The 25,297-nt window shown below is 21.3% G+C and carries 18 protein-coding genes; 9 read left to right on the forward strand and 9 right to left on the reverse strand.

The genetic code is table 11. The features are described from left to right. Positions 1-89: 89 nt before the first annotated feature. Both hisS and glyA read left to right on the forward strand, forming a co-directional pair. On the forward strand, positions 90-1,367 hold the full coding sequence (gene hisS / locus BUCILAFE3058_RS00945; RefSeq protein ID WP_154061529.1) for a histidine--tRNA ligase: 1,278 nt from the start codon (positions 90-92) through the stop codon (positions 1,365-1,367). A gap of 61 nt (positions 1,368-1,428) precedes the next feature. Then, positions 1,429-2,679 carry a serine hydroxymethyltransferase gene (gene glyA / locus BUCILAFE3058_RS00950; RefSeq protein WP_154061530.1) on the forward strand — a complete coding sequence of 417 codons (1,251 nt, stop codon included), beginning with the start codon at positions 1,429-1,431 and terminating at the stop codon, positions 2,677-2,679. 265 nt (positions 2,680-2,944) lie between these two features. Here glyA and BUCILAFE3058_RS00955 read toward each other — a convergent pair whose 3' ends face one another. Then, complete coding sequence (locus BUCILAFE3058_RS00955) at positions 2,945-3,994, reverse strand: beta-propeller fold lactonase family protein (protein ID WP_331866620.1); 1,050 nt, start codon at positions 3,992-3,994, stop codon at positions 2,945-2,947. A 249-nt stretch (positions 3,995-4,243) separates the two neighbouring features. Next, complete coding sequence (mfd, locus tag BUCILAFE3058_RS00960; RefSeq protein ID WP_154061532.1) at positions 4,244-6,331, reverse strand: transcription-repair coupling factor; 2,088 nt, start codon at positions 6,329-6,331, stop codon at positions 4,244-4,246. Positions 6,332-7,046: 715 nt separating this feature from the next. Here mfd and gap point away from each other — a divergent pair. Beyond that, a complete protein-coding gene (gene gap / locus BUCILAFE3058_RS00965; RefSeq protein ID WP_154061533.1) occupies positions 7,047-8,045 on the forward strand; it encodes a type I glyceraldehyde-3-phosphate dehydrogenase in 999 nt (332 codons plus the stop codon). Positions 8,046-8,209: 164 nt separating this feature from the next. On the opposite strand, the gene BUCILAFE3058_RS00970 is transcribed toward gap, so the two are convergent. Continuing rightward, on the reverse strand, positions 8,210-8,749 hold the full coding sequence (locus BUCILAFE3058_RS00970) for a flavodoxin (RefSeq protein ID WP_154061534.1): 540 nt from the start codon (positions 8,747-8,749) through the stop codon (positions 8,210-8,212). Between the two features lie 808 nt (positions 8,750-9,557). Between BUCILAFE3058_RS00970 and BUCILAFE3058_RS00975 the strand changes: the two genes are divergently transcribed. The 5 genes from BUCILAFE3058_RS00975 to pfkA all read left to right on the forward strand — a co-directional run bounded on the left by BUCILAFE3058_RS00975 (position 9,558) and on the right by pfkA (position 16,504). Further along, the gene (locus tag BUCILAFE3058_RS00975; RefSeq protein ID WP_154061535.1) at positions 9,558-10,307 is read left to right on the forward strand and encodes a Nif3-like dinuclear metal center hexameric protein; all 750 of its coding nucleotides are present in this window, start codon (positions 9,558-9,560) and stop codon (positions 10,305-10,307) included. 62 nt (positions 10,308-10,369) lie between these two features. Further along, positions 10,370-13,171 (forward strand): 2-oxoglutarate dehydrogenase E1 component, encoded by a 2,802-nt coding sequence (locus BUCILAFE3058_RS00980; RefSeq protein WP_154061536.1) that lies wholly within the window; start codon positions 10,370-10,372, stop codon positions 13,169-13,171. Positions 13,172-13,190: 19 nt separating this feature from the next. Next, a complete protein-coding gene (gene sucB / locus BUCILAFE3058_RS00985) occupies positions 13,191-14,402 on the forward strand; it encodes a dihydrolipoyllysine-residue succinyltransferase (protein ID WP_154061537.1) in 1,212 nt (403 codons plus the stop codon). 239 nt (positions 14,403-14,641) lie between these two features. Continuing rightward, a complete protein-coding gene (gpmA, locus tag BUCILAFE3058_RS00990; RefSeq protein WP_154061538.1) occupies positions 14,642-15,334 on the forward strand; it encodes a 2,3-diphosphoglycerate-dependent phosphoglycerate mutase in 693 nt (230 codons plus the stop codon). A gap of 204 nt (positions 15,335-15,538) precedes the next feature. Further along, complete coding sequence (gene pfkA, locus BUCILAFE3058_RS00995; RefSeq protein WP_154061539.1) at positions 15,539-16,504, forward strand: 6-phosphofructokinase; 966 nt, start codon at positions 15,539-15,541, stop codon at positions 16,502-16,504. A 219-nt stretch (positions 16,505-16,723) separates the two neighbouring features. Here pfkA and tpiA read toward each other — a convergent pair whose 3' ends face one another. The 6 genes from tpiA to serS all read right to left on the reverse strand — a co-directional run bounded on the left by tpiA (position 16,724) and on the right by serS (position 23,997). Then, positions 16,724-17,488, reverse strand: coding sequence for a triose-phosphate isomerase (gene tpiA / locus BUCILAFE3058_RS01000; protein WP_154061540.1), 765 nt, complete (start codon positions 17,486-17,488; stop codon positions 16,724-16,726). 116 nt (positions 17,489-17,604) lie between these two features. Further along, a complete protein-coding gene (locus BUCILAFE3058_RS01005; protein WP_154061541.1) occupies positions 17,605-17,898 on the reverse strand; it encodes an integration host factor subunit beta in 294 nt (97 codons plus the stop codon). Positions 17,899-17,954: 56 nt separating this feature from the next. Beyond that, positions 17,955-19,625, reverse strand: a complete 1,671-nt coding sequence (gene rpsA, locus BUCILAFE3058_RS01010; protein ID WP_154061542.1) for a 30S ribosomal protein S1 — start codon at positions 19,623-19,625, stop codon at positions 17,955-17,957. Between the two features lie 539 nt (positions 19,626-20,164). After that, positions 20,165-21,463 carry a 3-phosphoshikimate 1-carboxyvinyltransferase gene (aroA, locus tag BUCILAFE3058_RS01015; RefSeq protein ID WP_154061543.1) on the reverse strand — a complete coding sequence of 433 codons (1,299 nt, stop codon included), beginning with the start codon at positions 21,461-21,463 and terminating at the stop codon, positions 20,165-20,167. Between the two features lie 63 nt (positions 21,464-21,526). Next, entirely contained in the window at positions 21,527-22,615 is a 1,089-nt protein-coding gene (serC, locus tag BUCILAFE3058_RS01020; RefSeq protein ID WP_154061544.1) for a 3-phosphoserine/phosphohydroxythreonine transaminase, read from the reverse strand. 77 nt (positions 22,616-22,692) lie between these two features. Further along, positions 22,693-23,997 carry a serine--tRNA ligase gene (gene serS, locus BUCILAFE3058_RS01025; protein ID WP_154061545.1) on the reverse strand — a complete coding sequence of 435 codons (1,305 nt, stop codon included), beginning with the start codon at positions 23,995-23,997 and terminating at the stop codon, positions 22,693-22,695. 315 nt (positions 23,998-24,312) lie between these two features. Here serS and trxB point away from each other — a divergent pair, with 315 nt between their 5' ends. Continuing rightward, on the forward strand, positions 24,313-25,278 hold the full coding sequence (trxB, locus tag BUCILAFE3058_RS01030; RefSeq protein WP_154061546.1) for a thioredoxin-disulfide reductase: 966 nt from the start codon (positions 24,313-24,315) through the stop codon (positions 25,276-25,278). Positions 25,279-25,297 lie beyond the last annotated feature (19 nt).

The following is a 25,297-nucleotide window of genomic DNA, read 5'->3' on the forward strand; positions in this document are numbered from 1 at the left end:
ATATTATTAGTTTTATAAAAATATCAATATTTTCAATGTATATAAATTTAATTAAAGTAATAATTTTAATATAGGAATATTAATATTTTATGGGTATAAAATATCAGTCAATTAGAGGTATGCATGATCTTCTTCCTGTTGATACTTATTATTTAAGTACAATTGAAAAAATTATAAAAAATATATTAAATAGCCATGCTTATTCTGAAATTCGTTTTCCAGTTGTTGAAAAAACACAATTATTTGAAAAAGCTATTGGAAATAACACTGATATTATCCACAAAGAAATGTATAATTTTTGGGATAAAAAACAACAAAAAATTTCTTTAAGACCAGAAGGAACAGTTAGTTGTATTCGTGCATGCATACAAAATAATATTTTTTATAATTCTAAGATTCAGAAATTGTGGTATCACGGTCCTATGTTTCGTTATGAAAGACCACAAAAAGGACGTTTTAGACAATTTTACCAATTAGGAGTAGAACTTTTTGGTTTGCAAAATTATATTATTGATTATGAAATTATTATGTTAACTATTAAGATTTGGCAAAAATTAAATTTATTAAAATATTTAAAACTAGAAATAAATTCAATCGGCCATATATCAGATAGAAAAAAATTTGCATTAGACTTAATAAATTTTTTTAAAAAAAATATCTCGCAATTGACTCAACATGAAAAAAATTTATTATTTACTAATCCTGTTCGTATTTTAGATAGCAAAAATACTGATATACAAAAATTATTAAAATCTGCACCTATCTTAAATAACTATTTAAATATAAATTCATATATGCGGTTTAAAAAATTATGTAATTTGTTAAAGCAATCAAAAATAGATTATAAGATAAACAATCAATTAGTTAGAGGATTAGATTATTATAATGATACTGTTTTTGAATGGACTTCAAAATATTTGGGATCGCAAAATACTATTTGTGCTGGAGGTCGTTATGATAATTTAGTAGAATATTTAGGCGGCAAAAAAAATTCAGCTATTGGTTTTGCAATTGGAATGGATAGATTGTTAATTTTAAAAAAAATATTTAATCCTAATTATTTTAAAAATTTCTTTATAGATATTAATGTTATTTTTTTAGAATCTATTTATTCAATATTTGCAATGTATATATCTGATAAATTACGTTTAATATGGCCTAAATTAAGAATAAATACTTCTTTACAATTATTTAAAAAAAATAGTCATAAAAATAAATCAAAAAAAATAGAATCAAATTTTATATTAACTTTGGAATCTAAAATGTTAAATATAAATAAAATTTCAGTTAAAAATGTATTTAAAAAAACAAATAAAATTATTTCAATTAATCGTATCTTTAAAAATCCATGTATTTTTATTAATTAATTAGATATTTTCAAATTATTTAAAAATATAATTAATACTTTAATATAAGTAAAATATAAATATGACAAATAAAACACTACAAAAAACAGATTTAAAAATTTGGAATTTAATTAATAAAGAGAGAATGAGGCAAGAATCATATATTAATTTAATTGCATCAGAAAATTACGTAAGTCCTGCTATATTGGAAACACAAGGTTCTTGTTTAACTAATAAATATGCAGAAGGATATATAGGAAATCGTTTTTATAATGGATGTAAAATTATTGATGATATTGAATCTATTGCTATTAATAGAGCAAAAAAATTATTTAATGTTGATTATGCCAATGTACAACCTCATTCAGGTTCACAAGCTAATTTTGCAATATTTCAAGCTTTATTAAAACCACAAGATATTATATTAGGAATGAATCTAAATCATGGTGGACATTTAACTCATGGATCAATTGTAAATTTTTCAGGAAAAATGTATAAATCTTATACATATGGTGTTAATAAAAAAGGTAATATAGATTATGATAATTTTAAATATCTGTCTATTAAATATCATCCTAAACTGATTATTGGTGGATTTTCAGCATATTCAGGAATATGTGATTGGAAATATATGCGTAAAATTGCTGATAAAATTAATGCATATTTTTTAGTAGATATTTCGCATATTGTAGGTTTAATTATAGCTGGATTATATCCAAATCCATTAGATTATGCTCATGTAGTTAGTACTACTACTCATAAAACTTTAGGTGGACCTAGAGGAGGTTTAATTATATCTAAAAATGGAAACCAACAATTATATTCAAAATTAGATGCATCTGTATTTCCAGGTAGTCAAGGTGGACCTTTAATGCATATTATTGCAGCTAAAGCAGTTGCTTTTAAAGAAGCCCTAAGTAAAAAATTTTTATTATTACAGAAAAATATTTTATTTTTTTCTAAAAAAATGGTTGAAATATTTTTAAAAAGAAAATTTACAATTATATCAGGAAAAACAGAAAATCATTTATTTTTAATAGATGTATCTAAACAAGGATTAACTGGAAAAGAAGCTAGTAATATTCTTGCTCGTGCAAGAATTATTGTTAATAAAAATACTATTCCTAATGATCATAATAATCCTTTTATAACATCAGGAATTCGTATTGGTACTCCAGCAATTGTTAAACGTAAAATCAAAATTGATGATGTGATTAAAATAACTAATTGGATATGTGATATATTAAATAATCCTTATGATTTATTACAAATAAAAAGTATTAGAAAAAAAATAAAAAAAATATGTAAAAATTATCCTATTTACAAAATGTAAATTGTATTTATTTTAAAAATTTTTATTTAAATTAAAAAATCATTATAATAAATATATTATATATAATAATGAATATAATTTTACTTTTAAAAAATACATAAATATTTTATGTTACATAATATATGTAACATAATTTTTTATTATATATATTTTAGATACTTTAAATATATAAATTATTTTATGTTTATATTACTATATCAGATAAAAATAAATATATATGAATATATATTTTATTTACTATCAATTATATAATCATTATTATTTATTATTCAGTTAATACCCATAAAGGATTTTTTCCTACAGATATCTCTTCTTGTACTGACAAATATCCAGTATTATGATTAATACGATATATCATCATAGTATTTGAAATTTCTCCTACCACTATTAATATTGTTCCATCTTTACTAATACAGAATGATCGAGGTTGTAATATAGTTTTATAAGTATATATATAGACTAAAAGACCTGTAATTCTATTAATACTAAAAAATGAAATAATGCTGTTAAATCGGTCACAGGCATATAGAAATTTTTTATTAGGATGAATATGAATATCTGATGCCCAAAAATCATGTTTTGGAGAATTTAATATTAATGAAATTGATTGTATTAACGTTAATATAACTAATTTTTTATTAATTAACCAAACATTAATAGTTCCATTTAATTCATTAATAGAATATAAATAAGGATTTGTTGGATGAAAAATAATGTGTCGTGGACCACTATTATATTCAGTATGTACAATATTTTTTAATATTATAGTAATAATGTTATTTTTTTTTAAATAAAATTTGTAAATATAAATTTTATTTTCTTTAAGAGCCGATACAAATATTAATTTGTATTTATGATGTATTTTAATACAATGACATCCTTGAATATTTTTAATGATATAATCAATATTATTAATTAGTCCAATCGAATTTAATAAACATACTTTAAATTCGTTTCCATGAAAAGATGCTACAAATAAAATTGTTTTATTTTTATTTAAAGAAATATAATTAGGTGAATGAAATACATTTGTTTCATGTATTTTTTTAAATTTATTATGTGGATACTGTTTATATGTAGTAATTTTATTACTTATTGTTTCTCCTACATATAATAATTTATTTTTTTTATTATATTTTAAAGATTGAGGTCGTCCAGTTGTAGTAAAAATAGATTTTTTTGATAAGATATAATCTTTTGTTATAGTCCAGTGTTCAATATGCTTATCAAGAGAACAAGAAATAAAAATATTTTTTTTCATATATTTTCCAATAAAAAGATATCTCAGTAAAACTATTTGTTTATAATAATATATAAAATTTTATACAAATATTGATATTGATTATTAATCATATATCAAATATTTTCAATTCATAAGAAAGTATTTTTATATATCAGATTTTATTTTCATTATTATAAATAATCTATTAAACAAAATAGTATTTATATAAAAAATAATATAATAAAATTATTTTTACGTAATTTTATAAAGTTCTAAAAATTAATTTTATATTAAAATCATTAATTAATATAAATATTAATTAATATAAAATAAATAGATAAACTAATGATATTTGATGATATCATATAAAAAATTTTTAACCCATAATAAACTCTTTTGATTATTATTAAATGATTGATAAAAATACAATTTATCATTTGATAATTTCCAATATTGTGGTTTTTTTATAATTTTTTTACATAACCAATTAATATTTAAAATATTTTTTTTATAAAAAAATATACATATTTTAGTAACATAAAATTTAATTTTTTTTATTCCTATTTCATAGGACATGATTTTTAATTTAGTTAATAAAAATAAATTTTCTGCATATTGTGGTAATTTTCCAAATAAGCTAGATATTTTATTTTTTACTTCTTTTAATTTTTTATTATTTTTAATACATGATATTTTTTTATAAAACATTAATCGAATATTAATATCATTAATATAATTTTCGGGTAAAATTGCTGATATACGTAACTTAATTTCTACATGCATATTATTAGAACTTAATTCACTAAGTGCAGTAGTATCGCGATTTTTTATAATTGTATTAATAGCATTATTTAAAAATTTTTTATATAATTCAATTCCAATAGTTTTAATGTGACCACTTTGATGATTTCCTAATAGTTCACCTACTCCTCTAATTTCGGAATCATATGTGGATAATGTAAAACCAGAACCTAAATTCGTAAAAGATTTGATAAGATTTAATCTTTTTTCTGCTTTTTCATTAATTTTTATATGATTTGATATAAAAAAAAATGCATAAGCCTGTCTTTCAGAACGACCAATGCGACCTCTTAATTGATGTAATTGTGATAATCCAAATTGATCTGCACGCTCTATGATCATAGTATTCACATTACTTATATGAATTCCAGTATCTATAATAGTAGTACATATTAGTACATCAAAAGATTTATTTAAAAATTTATACATAATTTTATATAAATCTTTACGATGCATTTTTCCATGACTAATTTGAATACGTGCTTCTGGTATTAATTTAGATAAATAATTTTTTTTTTCTTCGATATTCTTAATAACGTTATATATGTAATATATTTGTCCACCTCGATTTAATTCTTTAAGAATTGCTCTTCTTATAATTTTTGAATTAAAATTTTGAACAAAAGTTTTTATAGTTAAACGTTTCTTGGGAGGAGTAGATATAATTGATAAATCTCTAATTCCCAAAGAAGACATGTGAAGAGTTCTAGGAATTGGGGTAGCTGTTAATGTTAATACATCTATATTTATGTATAATCTCTTTATTATCTCTTTATGGTGTACACCGAAACGATGTTCTTCGTCAATAATAAGCAATCCTAAATTTTTCCATATTAATTTTTTTGATAGAATTTTATGAGTACCAATTAAAATATTTATTTGTCCGTTGTTTATTTTATATTTTATCAGTCGTTCTTCTTTTTTAGAAGTAAAACGCGAATATATATCAATATAATATGGATATTTAGAAAATCTGTTTTTAAATGTTTTATGGTGTTGTTGAGCTAATAATGTAGTTGGTACTAATAAAGCAACTTGTTTTTGATTATCTAAAGCTATAAAAGCAGCTCTCATTGCTATTTCAGTTTTTCCAAAACCTACATCTCCACATAATAATCTATCCATAGGAACTGGTTTTATCATATCATTGATAATTTCTTGAATAGATTTTTTTTGATCATCTGTCAGTAAATAAGGACATTGATTACAAAAATCTTTATATTGAAAGATATTTTTTTTAAAAGAAAATCCTGTTCGTAAACATCGATGAGATTTATTATCAATTAATTGAACAGCTACATCATAAATTTTTTTTTTTATTTTATTACTTTCTAATAACCATTTTTTACTACTTAAAGTATTTAATGGTACTTCTGACTGTATTTTAGAATTATATGAACTAATTAAATCAAGAGATGTAATAGGAACATATAATTTTGATTGATTAGCGTACATAATTACACAGTATTCTGTTACTATACCATTAGTATTTAAAGTACATAATCCAATGTATTTACCAATACCATATTTAATATGTACTACTAATTGATTTTTATGAAATATTTTTTTTTTTAAAATTAATTTAGAACAATTATTTATTTTATTATTTGTTAATATATTATGTTTCATTTAATAAATTTATTCCAATTTTATATAAAAAAAAATAATATATATCATTATTATTAAATAATATATATTATAATTATTAATAAATGAATATGATTTACTGTTAAATAATTTAATAAAATTATTTAACATATAAAATATTATTTTTTAAATAAAATTAATACTTATTAATTATTGTTTAAAAAATACTTATTATATTATATGAAAATTTTATATTGTATATAAAATATATAATATATTTATGTTTAAAAACAATATTATTAATATAATTATAGATCTGATTAAATATAAATAAAATTTGTTAATTTTGATATATTTTTATATATTAAAATATTTATTAAAAATAAATTTTTACAAAAATAAAAATACATATTAATTATTAATTATAAAAAATTATATATAAATAAATAATTGAATAGTATAATGTTATTATTTATTAGATATACATATTTAATATAGTATATATACTATATTGAAAATAATTTATAAATCCTTTAATATATATAAAATTAAAAAATTATTATTTTTTTTAAAATTATTATTTATAATATCAATAATAATTTTTAAAAGATCATTCTATATAAATAAAAAAATTTATAATTTTTAATTATACTAAGATATTCTTTTATTTTTATCTAAAATATATATATCTATTTTAGATAAATAAAAAATAATAATATTAAATATATATATTTAACTTTATTGGTAATCATTTTATATGAAAATTAAAGTTGCTATAAATGGATTTGGTCGTATTGGGCGAATGATATTTAGAATTGCTCAAAAAAAACCAAATATAGAAATAATTGCAATTAATGATTTATTAGATGCAAAATATATTGCATATATGTTGAAATATGATTCTACTCATGGTTTATTTTGTGGATCTATTATAGAAAAAAAAGATTATTTACTTGTAAATAATAAAAAAATTAATATTTTTTCTGAACGAGATCCTAAAAAAATAGACTGGAAGTCTCTTAATATTGACATTGTAATTGAATCCACTGGAATATTTTTAACTACTAAATCAGCTTCTCAACATATAGTAGCTGGAGCTAAAAAAGTCATATTAACCGGACCATCACAAGATGATACACCTATGTTTGTAAAAGGAGTAAATTTTAGCAAATATAATGGTCAAAAAATTGTTTCAAATGCATCTTGTACAACTAATTGCTTAGCTCCATTAGCAAAAATAATAAACGATGAATTTGAAATTATTGAAGGATTAATGACTACAGTACATGCAACTACAGCTACTCAAAAAACTGTAGATGGAGTTTCTCTAAAAGACTGGAGAGGTGGTAGAGGTGCTTTACAAAACATAATACCTGCATCTACCGGAGCAGCAAAAGCAGTAGGTAAAATTCTTCCTGAATTAAATGGAAAAATTACCGGAATTGCATTTAGAGTACCTGTTGCAAACGTCTCTGTAGTAGATTTTACTGTTAAGTTAAAAAAACAAGTAAGTTATACAGATATATGCGCCGCAATTAAATTAGCTTCTAATACTTATATGAAAGATGTTGTTGGATATACTGATGAAGCAGTAGTTTCTAGCGATTTTAATGGATCATATTTAACATCAATATTTGATGAAAAAGCTGGACTAGCATTAAATAAAGATTTTGTAAAATTAATATCATGGTATGATAATGAAATAGGTTATTCTACAAAAGTATTAGATTTAGCTGAATGGATTTCATCTCGATAATGTTATTTGTTTATATATATTTAATATAAAATATTATATATTTAAATTTTTTAAATATGTTCTGACAGTATTCAATAATATTTATTTTGATACTGTCAAATATTTATTATTCATATAAATTATAATAATAATTATAGATTTTTATTTTTAAATCAATTAGTTTTTCATTTAGCTAATTTATTTTTAGAATATATAATATTAATTTCTGAGTTGACTAATTTTAACCATTTTTTGATACGTTGGTATGTTAAATGAGATTGATTATCTTCATCAATTGGTAATCCAAAAAAATGTGTTTTATTTTTTTGAGCTTTAGAAAATTCAAAAGAATAATTTATTATTGGCCAAAAACCAACAAATTGAACATTTTTTTTTTTTAAAAAATGATACATAATTCCAATAGAATCACAAAAATATTCTGAATAATCTTCTTGATCGCCGCATCCAAAAAGAGCAACAATTTTATTGTTTAAATTGATTTTGTTTAACGTATGCAACGATTCTTCCCAATCACATTGTAATTCTCCGTAATACCATGTAGATATTCCTAAAAATAAAATATTAAAATTTTCCATTTTTTTTAATGAAGAATTAGAAATATCAAATACGTTAGATTGACTTATTCCTATATTTTTTTGTATAATATAAGAAATTTTTTCTGTATTTCCAGTGTCACTACCGTAAAAAATACCTATTTTTTTCATTTTTACCTTCTTAATAAAACATTAATATATACTAAAAAATATTTTTATAAAAATAAATTATTCTATTTATAGAAATAAATAAATAACATTTATTAATATATTTTATTAAATAAATAAATTAGTAAGTTATAAAAATATTTTGTTTATATGATTTTTATATTATATAATAATAATTATCGATAAGATAATTTTTTAGCTATTAAATAAATTTTATTATTAATAATATCATAAAATTTTTATAATAATTTTATTATATTATAATAATAAAATATTAAATTATTAATTTTTTGTATTTTTATAATTATTATTACAATAATTTATTAAATTAATATTTATAATAAAATTTATATCAAAATTAATTTTTTCAACGAACAATTAATCAAATAAAATAATACCTTTATTTTTAAATTTTAATATATAAATCATCGTATAATTTAAATAATTTATATTTTATATATATGAATATTATTACTATTCACTATTATTAGTGATAAAAACTAGAATAAATATTCTCTATTAATAGAGAAATATTATTATTTTTATAATATAAAAATTATTATTAAAATAATTTTATTAAAATAAAAAATAATATTTTATATATAAAAATTATATAAAAATATATTAAATAAATATAAAATAAAAATTAAATATACTAATATTCAAGTTATTTTTAAATATAACAAAATATTCATTATTAATTAATATAAAAATTAATATATTACTATTCTTAAAAAGAAAATATTAAATTTTTATATAAATAAATATTTTTACAAATATATAAACTTATAAAAATACAGAGTATTATAATATGAATAACTTTTTTCTTGAACAAATAATTAATAAAAAATTAAATAGTAATAAATATAAAAATGATTATACACCTAACGGTTTACAAGTAGAAGGACGATCTGAAATAAATAAAATTATTACAGGTGTAACTGCTTGTCAAAATCTTTTAAAAATAGCTATACAACATAATGCTGATGCAATTATCGTACACCATGGTTATTTTTGGAATAATCAAGATAAAAGAGTTTTAGGGATGCATAGACATCGTTTAAAAACATTATTATCAAATGATATTAATTTATATAGTTGGCATATACCTTTGGATGTACATCCTAAATTTGGAAATAACGTTCAATTAGGAAAATTATTAAATATTAATATTAATAATAATATTAATCCATACGTATTACAGGGACAATTTAAAAAGAAATATACAGTTACATCATTAATTAATATGATAAAAAAAAAATTAAATCGAACTCCATTTCATTATGGTAAAACAGGTCCTAAATACATTAATAATGTAGCGTGGTGTACCGGAAAAGGACAAAATTTTTTTCATCAAGTAACAAATTTAAATATTGATGCGTATTTAACAGGAGAAATTTCAGAAGAAACTATCCATATTGCAGAAGAAAATAATATACACTTTTTTTCTTTAGGACATCATGCTACAGAAAAATCAGGAATTTATTTATTAGGAAAATGGTTATCTCATCAATACCATAATTTACAAATTAAATTTATTGATGTATACAATCCAATTTAATAGTAGAAAAAATCTATTAAATTTTAATGTATCATCAACTATATTATTTATATAAAATTAACATGACAAATAAAAAAAAAATATATTTACATAATAACGGATGGCTATACGCAAATAATCAATCATTTCTAGAAAATATTTATAAAAAATTTCTATCTAATTCAAAATCATTAGATATATATTGGAAAAATATATTTGATACTTTATCAAATAAAAAAAATATAAAAAAAGATATTTTTAACCAAAAATTTTTTGATTATAAACATGATGTTTTAATAGAAAATTCAAAAAATTTAGCATTTAGTAATCATTCTATATCATTAAAAGAAAAATTTTTAAATCTTATAAATGCCTATCGAATATACGGACATTATATATCAAATACAAATCCACTTACATATCATAATAAAAAAAAAAATATTCCTGAATTATCTTGTTTATTTTATAATATCAAAAAAGAAGAGCTAAATAATTTAATAAATTTTGATTTTTTATGTTTTAAAAAACAAAATAACTCTTTTAAAGAAATATATTTATATTTTAAAAAAAAATATTCTAGTTATATTGGTTTTGAATATATGCATCTAAATAATATAGATGAAAAAAAATGGTTACAACATTATATTGAAACTAATCATATTTCAAGACTATTATCTGATAAGGAAAAAAAAAATATATTATCAGATTTAATTCGATCTACTTCTTTTGAGCAGTTTATTCATGCTAAATTTCCAGGTCATAAAAGATTTTCATTAGAAGGATGCGATATCCTAATACCTGCTTTAAAAAGAATTATAATGTTTTGTATGCAAAAAAAAACTAAAAAAATATTTTTAGGGATGGCTCATCGTGGTAGATTAAATGTAATGTATAATATTTTACATCATAATGTTTTACATATGTTTAAAAATGATTCTCAATCATTTAAAAATTACCAAGGTACAGGAGATGTTAAATATCATATAGGTATCAAAAAGATTATTCGTAAAAACAAACAAGAAATTGAAATTAATTTATTAGATAATCCCTCTCATTTAGAAATAATAAATCCAGTTGTTATGGGTTATTGTAAATTTTTTATAGACAATAAGCAATATATAGATAATCCCATATCTATAATGATACATGGTGATGCTGCTTTTATAGGACAAGGAGTAATACAAGAAACATTAAATATGTCTCAAGTTCCTGCATATAACGTTTTTGGAAGTATACACATCATTATAAACAATCAAATAGCATTCACTACTTCTAATACAGAATATTTAAGAACTAGTTTTTATTGTACAGATATTGCTAAAATGATTGATTCGCCAATTTTTCATGTTAATGCTGATCGACCAGAAGAAGTAATGTTTGTAATTACATTAGCATTAAAATTTAGATATTTATTTAAAAAAGATGTTTTTATTGAATTAATATGCTATAGAAGATTAGGTCATAATGAAGTAGATGATCCATTTATAACACAACCTAAAATGTACTCTATAATTCAACAACATGAACGTATTTGTATACTGTACTCTAAAAAAATAATTAATATATTAAATAATAATAATATTTCTTATAAAGAATTATATACTTATTTTAAAGATAAATTATCAAAAAAATCAAAAAAATCTTATACAAAATCACATATTTCGATATTATCACATAATAAAAAAAATTCAGTAAATTATTTAATCACTAAAAAAATTAATTTTAATAATTTCAGTAAAATAGCAAATGAATTATTCACGTTACCTAAAAATTTATTAATACATCCACAAATAAAAAAAATTTTTTTAAATCGCATACAAATGGCTAATAATGAAATTCCATTAGATTGGGGGTCAGCTGAAAACTTAGTTTATGCAACTTTAATGTATCATGGTATTACATGTCGATTAACTGGAGAAGATGTAAGAAGAGGAACATTTTGTCATAGACATGCTACTGTTGTTTGTCAAAAAAAAAATACCGTATATATTCCTTTACAGAATTTATCGAATCTTAAAGGATCATTTTATATTTGGGATTCAGTTTTATCGGAAGAAGCTGTACTAGCATTTGAATACGGATATTCTACAGTATCCCATGCATTATTAAATGTTTGGGAAGCACAATTTGGTGATTTTTCAAATGGTGCACAAATAGTTATTGATCAATTTATATCTTCAAGTTTACAAAAATGGGGTCATTCCTCTTCTATAGTAATTTTATTACCTCATGGGTATGAAGGACAAGGACCTGAACATTCATCAGGGCGAATAGAAAGATATTTACAGTTATGTGCTCAAAATAATATTAAAATTTGTATGCCTACTACAGTATCTCAGTGGTATCATATTTTATTAAAACAAGGAATTAATTCTGATAAAGTTCCATTAATTATTTTTACTCCAAAATCATTATTAAGAAATCCATTGACATTTATTTATGTAAAAAAATTATTAAAAGAAAAATTTCATACTATATTATTAGATCCATTAACAAATAATCAAAAATTCATATCTCGTATTATTTTCTGTTCAGGTAAAATTTATTACGAACTATTAAATTTTTATAATAAAAATAATATTAGCAATACTGCAATAATACGTATTGAACAATTATATCCTTTTCCACATTTATGTATAAATAATATTTTAAATAAATTTACTAACATAAAATATTTTATATGGTGTCAAGAAGAACCTATGAATCAAGGTGGTTGGACATATATTTATTTTTATTTTAAAAAATATATCTTAACAAAATATAATCAAATACCTTTAATATACATTGGTCGACCAAAACTATCTTCTACAGCTGAAGGAAATTTTATAGATCATCAGATACAGCAAAAAAAAATTATAAAATCAGCATTTTTTACATTAGAATAATAAATTATAAGCGAAAATTATGAATAAAAATATTAAAATTTTAGCTCCAGATTTACCTGAATCAGTTAATAATGCAATTATGTTAAAATGGCACAAAAAAATAGGAGATATTATAAAAGAAGATGAGTTAATTGCTGAAATTGAAACTGATAAAATAATATTAGAAATTTCATCTCCATCTACTGGCATTTTAAATAAAAAACTATTCAAAGTAGGTCAAAAAATAAAATCTAGAACTATAATTGGATATATTCAATCAACTTCTTTAAGTAAAAAAAAAAATATAAATACCAATGAACCTATAAATAGAGATAAAAAAGTATATTTCTTTACACCTAAAATGCGCAGATTAATTTCAGATAATAAAATTAATACATTAACTATTAAAGGTATTAAAACACACGGAAAAATTAATAAAAATAAATTCATTATAAATAATATATATAAAAAAAATACATCAGAAAATAATAAAAAAATAAATAAAACACCATTTTCAGAAAAAAATATTCATAAAAACTTATGTCAAGATATTCGCTCTTCTCGTCGTATCACTATGAGTCCATTACGACAAAAAATTTCAGAAAGATTATTATCAACTACTCAAAATACAGCCATGTTAACCACTTTTAATGAAGTTAATATGAAACCAATTATGCTAATAAGGAAAAAATATAACAATATTTTTCAAGATAAATATAATAATAAATTAGGTTATATGTCTTTTTATATAAAAGCAGCAACACAAGCATTAAAAAAATTTCCAGATATTAATGCATCTATCGAAGGTACTGATATTATATATCATGATTATTACGATATTAATATAGCTATATCTACACCTAGAGGATTAATTACACCAATTTTAAAAAATACTGATCATTTATCTATGTTTGAAATTGAAAAAAAAATAAAAAATTTTTCTAATTTAGGTCAATCTGGAAAACTACAATTGGAAGATTTAGAATCTGGTACATTTACTATTACAAATGGAGGTGTTTTTGGTTCTTTACTATCTACTCCAATAATTAATCCACCACAAGTAGCTATATTAGGTATGCATAATATTAAAAATAGACCAGTTGTATTAGATAATAAAATTAAAATATATCCTATGATGTATTTAGCTTTATCATATGATCATCAATTAATTGATGGAAAACAAGCAATAGAATTTTTAAATTATATAAAAGACGTTATAGAAGATTTTTCTCGAATTATAATTGATGTTTAATATATAAATTATTTATAATTAATTTATTATTACAATATTCATGATTAACGCAACAAATATTTATTTTACAATACATGATATAATAAGTTTTATTTAAAAAATTAATTTATTTAGTATATAAATAAATACAATATATTTATTATTAATTTAAATAATATGATTATTATCATATAAAATATATATTAATAGTTAATAAAATTATTAATAATATAACAATATATAAAATATATAGGTAAAAAATGAATACTAAAAAAATAGTTTTGATGAGACATGGAGAAAGTCAATGGAATCAATTAAATCAATTTACCGGATGGAAAGATATTAAATTATCTAAAACAGGAAAAGAAGAAGCATTATATGCTGCTAAACTATTAAGAAAAAATAAATTTTTTTTTGATATAGCTTATACATCCGTATTAAAAAGAGCTATTCAAACATTATGGATAATTTTAAAAAAATTAGATTATATGTGGATACCAGTATATAAATCATGGAAATTAAATGAACGAAATTATGGAGCTTTAGAAGGATCAAATAAAGAAGAAATAATAAAAAAATATGGAAAAGAAACAGTTCAACTTTGGAGAAGAAGCTTTAAAGAAATTCCACCTAAAGCTAGTATTTCTGATATAAATTATCTAAAAAATGATAAAAAATATAAAAAAATAAAACAAGAAAAAATTCCATCTTCTGAAAGTTTAGAAATGACATTTAATAGAGTAATTCCATTTTGGAAATCAAATATTATTCCGCAAATACAAAAAAATAAAAAAGTTATCATTGTAGCTCATGGCAATTCATTACGTGCATTAATAAAATATTTAAATAAAATTAATGATGTTGATATAACAAAATTAGATATTTCTACAGGGTCCCCTATTATATATGAATTTTCTAGCGAAATTAAACCATTAAGATATTATTATTTATAAAAATATTATTTTAAAAATAATTTTTAACAATTATCAAAATAATTACTATTATTACTTATTTCATGATATATATTTTTATATAGTATATATCAATTTTATTGATATTTATTAAATTTTAGATATTCAGCAATAATTCTATATATTATAAAAAAATAATTTTTATTTATATTAATTTATATTAAACATCAAGGTTACACAATTATAATGATTAAAAAAATAGGAGTTTTAACAAGTGGCGGTGACGCTCCTGGAATGAATGCAACAATACGATCTATAGTGTATACAGCATTAAATAACAATTTGGAAGTACTAGGTATAAAGAATGGATTTCTAGGTTTATATGAAAATACAATGATACCTTTATACAAAGAAAGTGTTGCACATTTAATTAATAAAGGCGGAACTTTTTTAGGATCTTCTAGATTTTTAAATTTTCGATTAAAAGAAATACAAAAAATAGCATTTTGTAATATTTTAAAAAGAAAAATTGATGTATTAATTATCATTGGAGGTAATGGATCATATATAGGGGCTCAGTGTTTAACTGATATGGGTATTCCTTGTATTGGTATTCCGAGTACTATTGACAATGATGTACCCGGAACAGATTATACTATAGGGTATTTTACGGCGTTAGAAACCGTAGTAGGTTCTATTGATAAATTACGAGATACTACATCTTCACATCAAAGAATTTCTATAATTGAAATTATGGGTCGTTATTGTGGAGATTTAACACTATTATCTTCTATTGCTGGAGGATGTGAATTTATTGTTATTCCTGAAATAATTTATAAAAAAGAATTATTATTATTAGAAATACAGAAAAGTATTAAAAAAGGTAATAAACACGCAATAATAGCTATTACTGAACATATATGCGATGTATATGAATTAGCTAAATATATTCAAAAAAATACTAATCAAGAAACACGGGCAACAGTATTAGGACACATTCAGCGAGGAGGAATACCTGTTGCATACGATAGAATTTTAGCATCTCGTATGGGTATATATGCAGTACAATTACTTTTGAAAAAAAATAAAGGAAAATGTATAGGAATCATAGATAATAAAATAGTTCATCATGATATTAAATATGCATTACAATATATGAAAAAATCATGCAAAAAAAACTGGTTACATACAATAAAATATCTTACTAATTAAAACTGTTTTAATTATATAAACATTAGTAATATAAATAAGTGCCGGTGATCCGGCGCTTAAAAATATATAACTTTAAATTTATTACATTTTATAAAAATATTTAATAATATATATTTTAATATAAACAATATTTTTATTATAAAAATAATTATTTATTAAGGTAAAAAATAAATTTTTTAATTTTTATTAAAATTTTTAAAAAAGTTTTTTTAGTAAATATTAAATATTTATTATTTTTATAATTTTAGTGAATTCTTCAATTTTTAAGGAAGATCGTCCCAATAAAAACCCATCAATGTCTTTTTGTTGAATAAGATTTTTTGCATTCTCTTTTGTTACTGATCCTCCATATTGAATAAAAAAATTTTTAATTTTATTATTTGTTTGGTTAATTATGTATTGACGTATAAAGTTAGCAACAAATTGTGCTTCTTGAGGTGTAGCTGAAATTTTAGATCCAATTGCCCATACAGGTTCATAAGCAATAATAGAGTTATTAAATGCTTGGATACCACATACTTCAAAAATTAAATCTATTTGTTTTTTGCATATATTTATAATATTATTATCTATTTTTTCTTGTTTAGTTTCTCCTATACATAAAATAGGAATTAAATTTTCTTTTTTTAATAAAAAAAATTTATTAGCAATCATGTGATTTGTTTCTTTATGATTTAATCGTCTTTCAGAATGACCAATAATTACATATCTTATACCTAAATCTTTTAACATAATAGGAGAGATTTCTCCTGTAAATGATCCATAAAGATGATTATCAGTATTTTGTGCCCCTAAAAAAAAGTTTTTATTATCGGAAAAGAATATATTTTGTGTCAAATAAGAATATAAAATAGGTAAAGATATAACTACCGTGCATTTTTCATTATAATCTATTAAAAATTTATTTAATAATTTTAAAAAATTTTTAATAGATTTTTTAGTACCATTTAATTTCCAATTACCTACAATAATCGGTTTAATCATTTTATTACACCTTATAAGCAATTATTAGAGTTTGATATACTCAAAATAATTGCTAATTATATAAATTATTTATTGAATGACATCAGTTTCTATTTATTTTATAAAATTATATAATTTTAAATATTCTGATGAATATAATTTGTTCGATCTCTTAATTGTTTCCCAGGTTTAAAACGAGGGATATATTTTTCTTTTAAATAAATTTTTTGACCTGTTTTAGGGTTTCTACCTACTCGAGCGCATCGATAATTCAATGAAAAACTACCAAATCCCCTAATTTCAATTCTATTACCTTTTTCTAGAGAGAAAACCATATATTCTAAAATATTTCTTACTAAAAATTTAATAATTTTTGCTGAAATATAAAATTTTTTTTTAGTAATTCTTGTAAATAATTCTGATTTTGTCATATATCCTCTAAATAAAAATAAAATAAAAGAAATATTTTAATATTTTAATTATTATTTTAACTTTTTGCATCTTCAAACGCTTGTGTCATAATATTATCAACATTATTAGAATCAATTAATTTTTCTTTTAATGTTTTTTTTTGTATATTTTTTAAATTAACTTCTTCGGTAATAGAAACATATACAATTCTATTTTTTTTATCAAATCCTATAATCTGTGTTAATAAATTATTTCCAATAGATAATTGAGATATATATTTTTGACGATATTCAATAGGAATATTAGTTATCTTTAAACATCCCTGAATCCCTTTTTCTATATTTAATAATATTGCTTTTTCTTCAATTAATTGAATGACACCTGAAACTATTGTATTTTTTTTATTTTTTAAAATATATTTATGAAATGGATCTTCCTTAAGTTGTTTAATTCCTAAAGAAATACGCTCTCTATCAGAATCTACCTGTAAAACAATCGCTTCTATATTTTGACCTTTTTTATATTTTTGTACGGATTTTTCTCCCGTTGTAAACCACGATAAATCTGATAAATGAACCAAACCATCTATTCCACCCTCTAAACCTATAAAAATTCCAAAATCAGTAATAGATTTAATCTTACCTTGAACTTTGCATTTTTTATTATTTTTTTCAGCAAATATTTTCCAAGGATTAGTTTTACATTGTTTAATTCCTAACGAAATACGTCGTCTAATTTCATCTATATTTAAAATAGATATATGTATTGTTTCTCCAGATTTTACAACTTTAGAAGGATGAATATTTTTATTTGTCCAATCCATTTCTGAAACATGAACTAATCCTTCTACACCTTCTTCAATTTCTACAAAACAACCATAATCTGTCAAATTTGTTACACGTCCAATATGTTTACTTCCTTCCGGATAACGTTTCGAAAGATTTATCCATGGATCTATTCCTAATTGCTTTAATCCTAAAGATACTCGTGTTTTTTCTTCATCAAATTTTAATACTTTTACTTGAATTTTATCACTAATTTTTACTATTTCACTGGGATGTTGAACTCTTTTCCAAGCCATATCAGTAATATGTAATAATCCATCTACACCTCCTAAATCAATAAAAGCTCCATAATCTGTTAAATTTTTTACTACTCCAGTAATAATATTACCTTCTTGTAAATTTTTTAATAATTGATCACGTTCAGCACTATTATCCGATTCAATAACAGCTTTACGTGAAACTACAACATTATTTCTTTTTTGATCTAACTTAATCACCTTAAATTCTAATTCTTTTCCTTCTAGATGCGAAGTTTCCCTAATAGGTCGAATATCTACTAAAGAACCCGGTAAAAAAGCTCGTATATCATTTAATTCAACAGTAAAACCACCTTTTACTTTTCCATTAATTATACCAATTACATTATGACATTCTATATGAGCTTGTTCTAATTTGATCCAAGATTCATGTCGTTTAGCTTTTTCTCTTGATAAAATAGTTTCACCAAAACCATCTTCCATAGAATCTAAGGAAACATCTACTATATCTCCTATTTTAATTTCTAAAAGACCCTTTGAATTTCTAAATTGTTCTACTGGAATAGAAGATTCTGATTTTAATCCAGCATCTACTAAAACCACATCATTGTTTATGGATACTATGGATCCTTTAATAATTGATCCAGGACGAGTTTCTATATATTTTAATGATTCTTCAAATAATTCCGCAAAAGATATTGTCATATAAAATGTTCTATCAATATAATATTATGAAGGTTTAAAATAAAAATTTTAAAAATAAATTAAACATGCATAAAAAAGTCAATAAAAACCATTTATTTTAAAATGGGGTTTAGTATAAATATATATATTAATTAATATATATGTATTATTTAATACATATATATTAATAATAATTTTATACATAAAAATTATTATTAATAAATAAAATTCTATAAAATTATTAAAATAATATAACAATATTTTTTATAATCAATATATATTTAAATAAATATTTAACAAATAAAAATTACATATTTGAAATAATTTATATAAAAAAAAATATATATAGATACATATCAGATATATATCTATTTTTAAAAATTTTATTTAAAAAATACAAATATATATCATATACGTATATAATTTTAACTTTATATAATAACTTCTATACAAATAAATAATCAAGCTATTCTTAATTATAGTATTATTTTATATTTTTTTTATATAAAAATATAAAATTAATTACTCATAATCAGGTAATTTTATAAATAAATTTAAAATTATAAATTTTTTGAATATTGACATATTGAATGAAATTTTTCAAAAAAAGATGGAAATGTTTTATTTACACAAGTTGGATTTAATAAAGTTACAGGTACACCAGATAAAGCAATAAGAGAAAAACACATAGCAATTCGATGGTCATTATAAGTATCAATAGTAGCATGTAAAAATTTTTTTACTGGATGAATAACAATAAAATCTTTTCCTTCTTGTACATTAGCGCCAATTTTTCTCAATTCAGTAGTCATAGCGTATAAACGATCTGTTTCTTTAACCCTCCAATTATATATATTTTTAATATAAACTAATTGATCAGAAAATAATCCTAACATAGCAATTGTCATGGCTGCATCTGGAATATGATTACAATCCATCGTAATACCAAATAAATTATTTCTTTTACAAATTAAAGAGTTTCCTTTCCAAATAATAGTAGCTCCCATTCTTTCCAATACATTAATAAATGCTATATCTCCTTGGATACTATTTTTTTTTATATTATTAATTTTTACATGACCACCTTTTATAGCAGCAGCCGCTAAAAAATAAGTAGAAGAAGATATATCACTTTCTACTAAGTAATCTTTAGGAGATATATATTTTTGATTTCCTTTTATATAAAAATATTTATAATTATCTGAAATTTTTACTGTAATTCCAAAATTTTCCATTAATTTAATAGTTAAATTAATATATGGTTGAGATACTAAAATATCTTTTATAATAATAGTTGTATCTAATTCAGCTAACGGAGCTAACATTAACAATGAACTTAAAAATTGACTAGAAATAGTTCCATCAACTGTTATTTCTCCTCCTTTAAAACCTCCTTGTATATATAAGGGAGGATATCCTATTTTGTTTGTATAATCAATAATTGCTCCTCCCAAACGTAGTGATTCTACTAAATGACTAATTGGTCTTTCTTGCATTCTTGTATCGCCAGTCAAAATAATTTGATTATTTTTTAATGATAATGCTGCTAATAATGGACGCATAGCAGTTCCAGCATTACCCAAATATAATGTGATTTTTTTTTTAACATATAGCGATCCAGATACACCCTGTATTATACATTCCATTTTATTTTTATTTAAATGATACTTAATGCCTAATTGAGATAATGCGTTTAACATATACTTGACATCATCACTATATAACAAATTTTTTATAACTGTTTGTCCGGAAGATAAAGCTGATAATAACAATACTCGATTTGAAATACTTTTCGAACCAGGTAAATTTAACTCACCATTAATATAATTAACTGGTTTTAAGGTTATACTATTTTGCATATTAAAAATGATCCTACAATAAAATAATAAAAATATATATAAATATATTTGTTGATATAAATTTTAACCAAATTTTTTCTCAAAATACTTCATAAAATCAATAAGACGTTTTATGCCTTTTATAGGCATAGCATTATAAATTGACGCTCTAATACCTCCTACTAATGAATGACCTTTTAAACCATATAATCCATGTTTTTCAGCTATATTAACAAATAAATTTGTTAATTCTTTTTTTTGTAAATGAAAAGTAACATTCATACGTGATTGATTAACAGGAGAAATATAATTTTTATAGAAATTAGTAGAATTTAAATATTTATATAAAATTTGTGCTTTTTTTGTATTACTTTTTTCTATAAAATCTAATCCTCCTAAATTTTTTATCCACCTAAATACTAATCCTGCAACATACCATGAAAATACACTAGGAGTATTTAACATAGAATTTGATTGAGCTAATAAATTATAATCTAGAATTGAAGGAGATTGATGATTAGAAAATTGTAATAAATCTTCACGAATAATTACAAGTGTAATTCCAGCAGGACCAATATTTTTTTGAGCACAAGCATAAATAATACCATATTTTTTAATGTTAATTTTGCGTGATAAAATAGTAGAGGAAAAATCACCAACTATAATTTTATTATTTAAAACAGGTTCTTCAAAAATTTCTATTCCTTCAATTGTTTCATTTGGACAATAATGTACATATGTATTTTTAGACGATACTTTCCAATGTTGAACAGATTTAATATAAACTTGATTATCTTTAGTTAATCTTCGTACATTAATAAGATTAGGATTACAGTATTTTTTTGCTTCTTGAAAAGCACATAATGACCAATATCCACTATTAATATAATTAGGTTGTATAAATTTTTTCGTCAAATTTAATGGTATAGCAGAAAACTGACCTCGCGCTCCCCCGTGACAAAATAATATACGATAATTTTCAGGAATATTAAGAATATTCCGTAAATCTTTCTCAGCTTTTAAAGTAAATTTTATAAATTTTGAACTACGATGACTAATTTCAACAATTGAAGATTTTGAATCATTCCAATTAAGAAAATTTTTTTTTATTTCTAATAATATTTCTTTTGGAAGAATAGCTGGTCCAGGATTAAAATTATATATATCTAACATATTTATCACCAATCTTATTCTATTTTTTAAAAAAATAATAATTTAGTACTTTTATTAATTAAATTATTTTTAATTAATTAAACTAAAAATTTCATACCATTCATGTATGGATATTGTAATACTTCTGGAATAGCAATGTTTCCATCTGAACACTGAAAATTTTCTAAAATAGCAGCTAAAGTTCTTCCAACAGCTAATCCAGAACCATTTAATGTATGTAAGAAAAAATTTTTTTTATTATCGTTATCTTTATAACGAGCATTAATTCGTCTAGATTGAAAATCACCTACCATAGAACATGAAGATACTTCTCGATATAAATTTTGAGCAGGTAACCATACTTCTAAGTCATATGTTTTTTGAGATGAAAACCCAAGTTCTCCTGTACACAATAAAATTTTTCTATATGGTAATTGCAATAATTTCAATATTTTTTCTGCATGTTGTGTTAATTTTTCTAGCGTACATTCAGATTCTTCAGGACGTACAACTTGTATTATTTCGACTTTATCAAATTGACGATTTCGAATTAATCCTTTAACATTTTTTCCGTAAGTATTTGTTTCTGCTCTAAAACAAGAACTAAGTGCAGTAAATTTTAATGGTAATTTTTTCGACGAAATAATCGTATCATTTATCAAGTTAACTAACGGTACTTCAGATGTCGGTATTAAAAATAAATTACTATATTTCTTTTTTTTATTATTATTATGCATAGTATATGTATGAAATAAATCTGTTTTAAATTTTGGTAATTGACCAGATCCAATCATACAAGTATCTCTCACAACAGTTGGTACATATACCTCCTCATATCCATTAATTTTTGTTTGTACATCTAACATAAATTGTCCTAAAGCTCGATGTAATCGAGCAATTAAACCTTTCATAATTACATATCCAGAACCTGATATAATAGAAGAAGCTTTCCAATCAAATCCTTGTAATTTATTACCAATTTCTATATGATCCATAATAGAGAAATTATATTTATTTTTTTTTCCCCAATAATAAATTACTTTATTGTGCTTTTCATTTGTACCTATTGGTACATTATAATACGGTACATTAGGAACAACTAATAACATTTTATATATTTTATTTTTTATTTTTTCTAATTTTTTTTTTAAAAAATTAACATAAATACGCGAATTAATTAACTTATCTTTAAAATCATCGCAATTATAATAAATTTTTTGTCTATATATTAAATGTTTTGATAACCTTTTGTGTTCTGATATTTTATTTTCGCTATTTATTTGTAATTTTTTACGTTTTTTTTCTAACTTTTTAAATTTATCTATATTTAATATATAATTTCTTTTCTTTAATTGATCTTGATAAAAAGAATAATTTTTCTTAATTTCATTAAAGTTTAACATAGCATCTATAATTTTCCATTATATTGATTTTTAATAAATCCTTAATATTTATTGAATAATGATTTAACACATAAAAGATTATTTTTATAAAAATTATTATAGAAAATATATTTTCTATATTTTTATTTTATAATAAAAACTATATATAATAAACATATACTATATATAATAATCATTATAGATAAATAAAAATATTATAAAAATAATATTATATAAAACAGCAATTCTATTATTATACACAAATCTTGATTTTATTATATTAACTAATTTGAATTTAAAGGTTCAATATAAAAACATTATAAATCGGAAAAATTTATGAAAAAAATAAATAAAAAATACACAAAATTAGTTATTATAGGATCAGGCCCAGCTGGATATACATCTGCAATTTATGCCGCTCGTTCTAATATTAATACTATATTAATCACTGGACCTCAACCAGGAGGACAGTTAATAAAAACCAATGAAATAGAAAACTGGCCTGGTGATTATGATAATATTAGTGGTAGTAAATTAATGGATCGTATGCTACATCATGTAAATAAGTTTTCTATTCATATTATTCATGATATCATTGAATCTGTAAATTTTCAAAATCGTCCATTCGAATTAAATGGACAAGAAAATAATTATTTTAGTGATGCTGTAATTATAGCTACAGGTTCTTATACAAAGTTATTAAATATTTCTTCTGAAAATTTATATATGGGAAAAGGAATATCAACATGCGCTATATGTGATGGATTTTTCTATAAAAACCAATTTATAGCAGTTATAGGGGGCGGAAACTCAGCAATTGAAGAAACTATATATTTATCCAACATTGCACAAAAAGTATATTTAATTCATCGTCGTAATCAATTTCGAGCAGATAAGATATTAATTAATAAATTATACCAAACTATCGAAAAAAACAAAAATATTATTATTTATTTTGATTCTGTTATTCAAGATATATTAGGCAATAAAATAGAAATAAAACAAATTAAAATTTATTCTAAACAAGAAGATAAAATAATTTATCTAGATATATCTGGATTGTTTATTGCCATTGGACATATTCCAAATTCTAAAATTTTTTCTAAATATATTGACATTAAAGATAATTATGTAAAAATTAGTTGTCATCATAATATAATGAAAACACAAACGAATATACCCGGAGTGTTTGCTGCTGGAGATGTTTCAGACCATATTTACAAACAAGCTATAACTGCAGCAGCTAGTGGTTGTATGGCTGCTATTGATGCTGAAAAATACTTAAATAACAATTATAAATAATACAAAATATATAAGGAGT

Source organism: Buchnera aphidicola (Cinara laricifoliae), from assembly GCF_900698945.1.
Lineage (GTDB): Bacteria > Pseudomonadota > Gammaproteobacteria > Enterobacterales > Enterobacteriaceae > Buchnera_F > Buchnera_F aphidicola_AC.

Excerpts from the sequence above, each read along its gene's own strand:
- hisS (WP_154061529.1), top strand. The coding sequence starts at position 90 with ATGGGTATAAAATATCAGTCAATTAGAGGTATGCATGATCTTCTTCCT.
- glyA (WP_154061530.1), top strand. The coding sequence starts at position 1,429 with ATGACAAATAAAACACTACAAAAAACAGATTTAAAAATTTGGAATTTA.
- mfd (WP_154061532.1), bottom strand. The coding sequence starts at position 6,331 with ATGAAACATAATATATTAACAAATAATAAAATAAATAATTGTTCTAAA.
- gap (WP_154061533.1), top strand. The coding sequence starts at position 7,047 with ATGAAAATTAAAGTTGCTATAAATGGATTTGGTCGTATTGGGCGAATG.
- BUCILAFE3058_RS00970 (WP_154061534.1), bottom strand. The coding sequence starts at position 8,749 with ATGAAAAAAATAGGTATTTTTTACGGTAGTGACACTGGAAATACAGAA.
- BUCILAFE3058_RS00975 (WP_154061535.1), top strand. The coding sequence starts at position 9,558 with ATGAATAACTTTTTTCTTGAACAAATAATTAATAAAAAATTAAATAGT.
- BUCILAFE3058_RS00980 (WP_154061536.1), top strand. The coding sequence starts at position 10,370 with ATGACAAATAAAAAAAAAATATATTTACATAATAACGGATGGCTATAC.
- sucB (WP_154061537.1), top strand. The coding sequence starts at position 13,191 with ATGAATAAAAATATTAAAATTTTAGCTCCAGATTTACCTGAATCAGTT.
- gpmA (WP_154061538.1), top strand. The coding sequence starts at position 14,642 with ATGAATACTAAAAAAATAGTTTTGATGAGACATGGAGAAAGTCAATGG.
- pfkA (WP_154061539.1), top strand. The coding sequence starts at position 15,539 with ATGATTAAAAAAATAGGAGTTTTAACAAGTGGCGGTGACGCTCCTGGA.
- tpiA (WP_154061540.1), bottom strand. The coding sequence starts at position 17,488 with ATGATTAAACCGATTATTGTAGGTAATTGGAAATTAAATGGTACTAAA.
- BUCILAFE3058_RS01005 (WP_154061541.1), bottom strand. The coding sequence starts at position 17,898 with ATGACAAAATCAGAATTATTTACAAGAATTACTAAAAAAAAATTTTAT.
- rpsA (WP_154061542.1), bottom strand. The coding sequence starts at position 19,625 with ATGACAATATCTTTTGCGGAATTATTTGAAGAATCATTAAAATATATA.
- aroA (WP_154061543.1), bottom strand. The coding sequence starts at position 21,463 with ATGCAAAATAGTATAACCTTAAAACCAGTTAATTATATTAATGGTGAG.
- serC (WP_154061544.1), bottom strand. The coding sequence starts at position 22,615 with ATGTTAGATATATATAATTTTAATCCTGGACCAGCTATTCTTCCAAAA.
- serS (WP_154061545.1), bottom strand. The coding sequence starts at position 23,997 with ATGTTAAACTTTAATGAAATTAAGAAAAATTATTCTTTTTATCAAGAT.
- trxB (WP_154061546.1), top strand. The coding sequence starts at position 24,313 with ATGAAAAAAATAAATAAAAAATACACAAAATTAGTTATTATAGGATCA.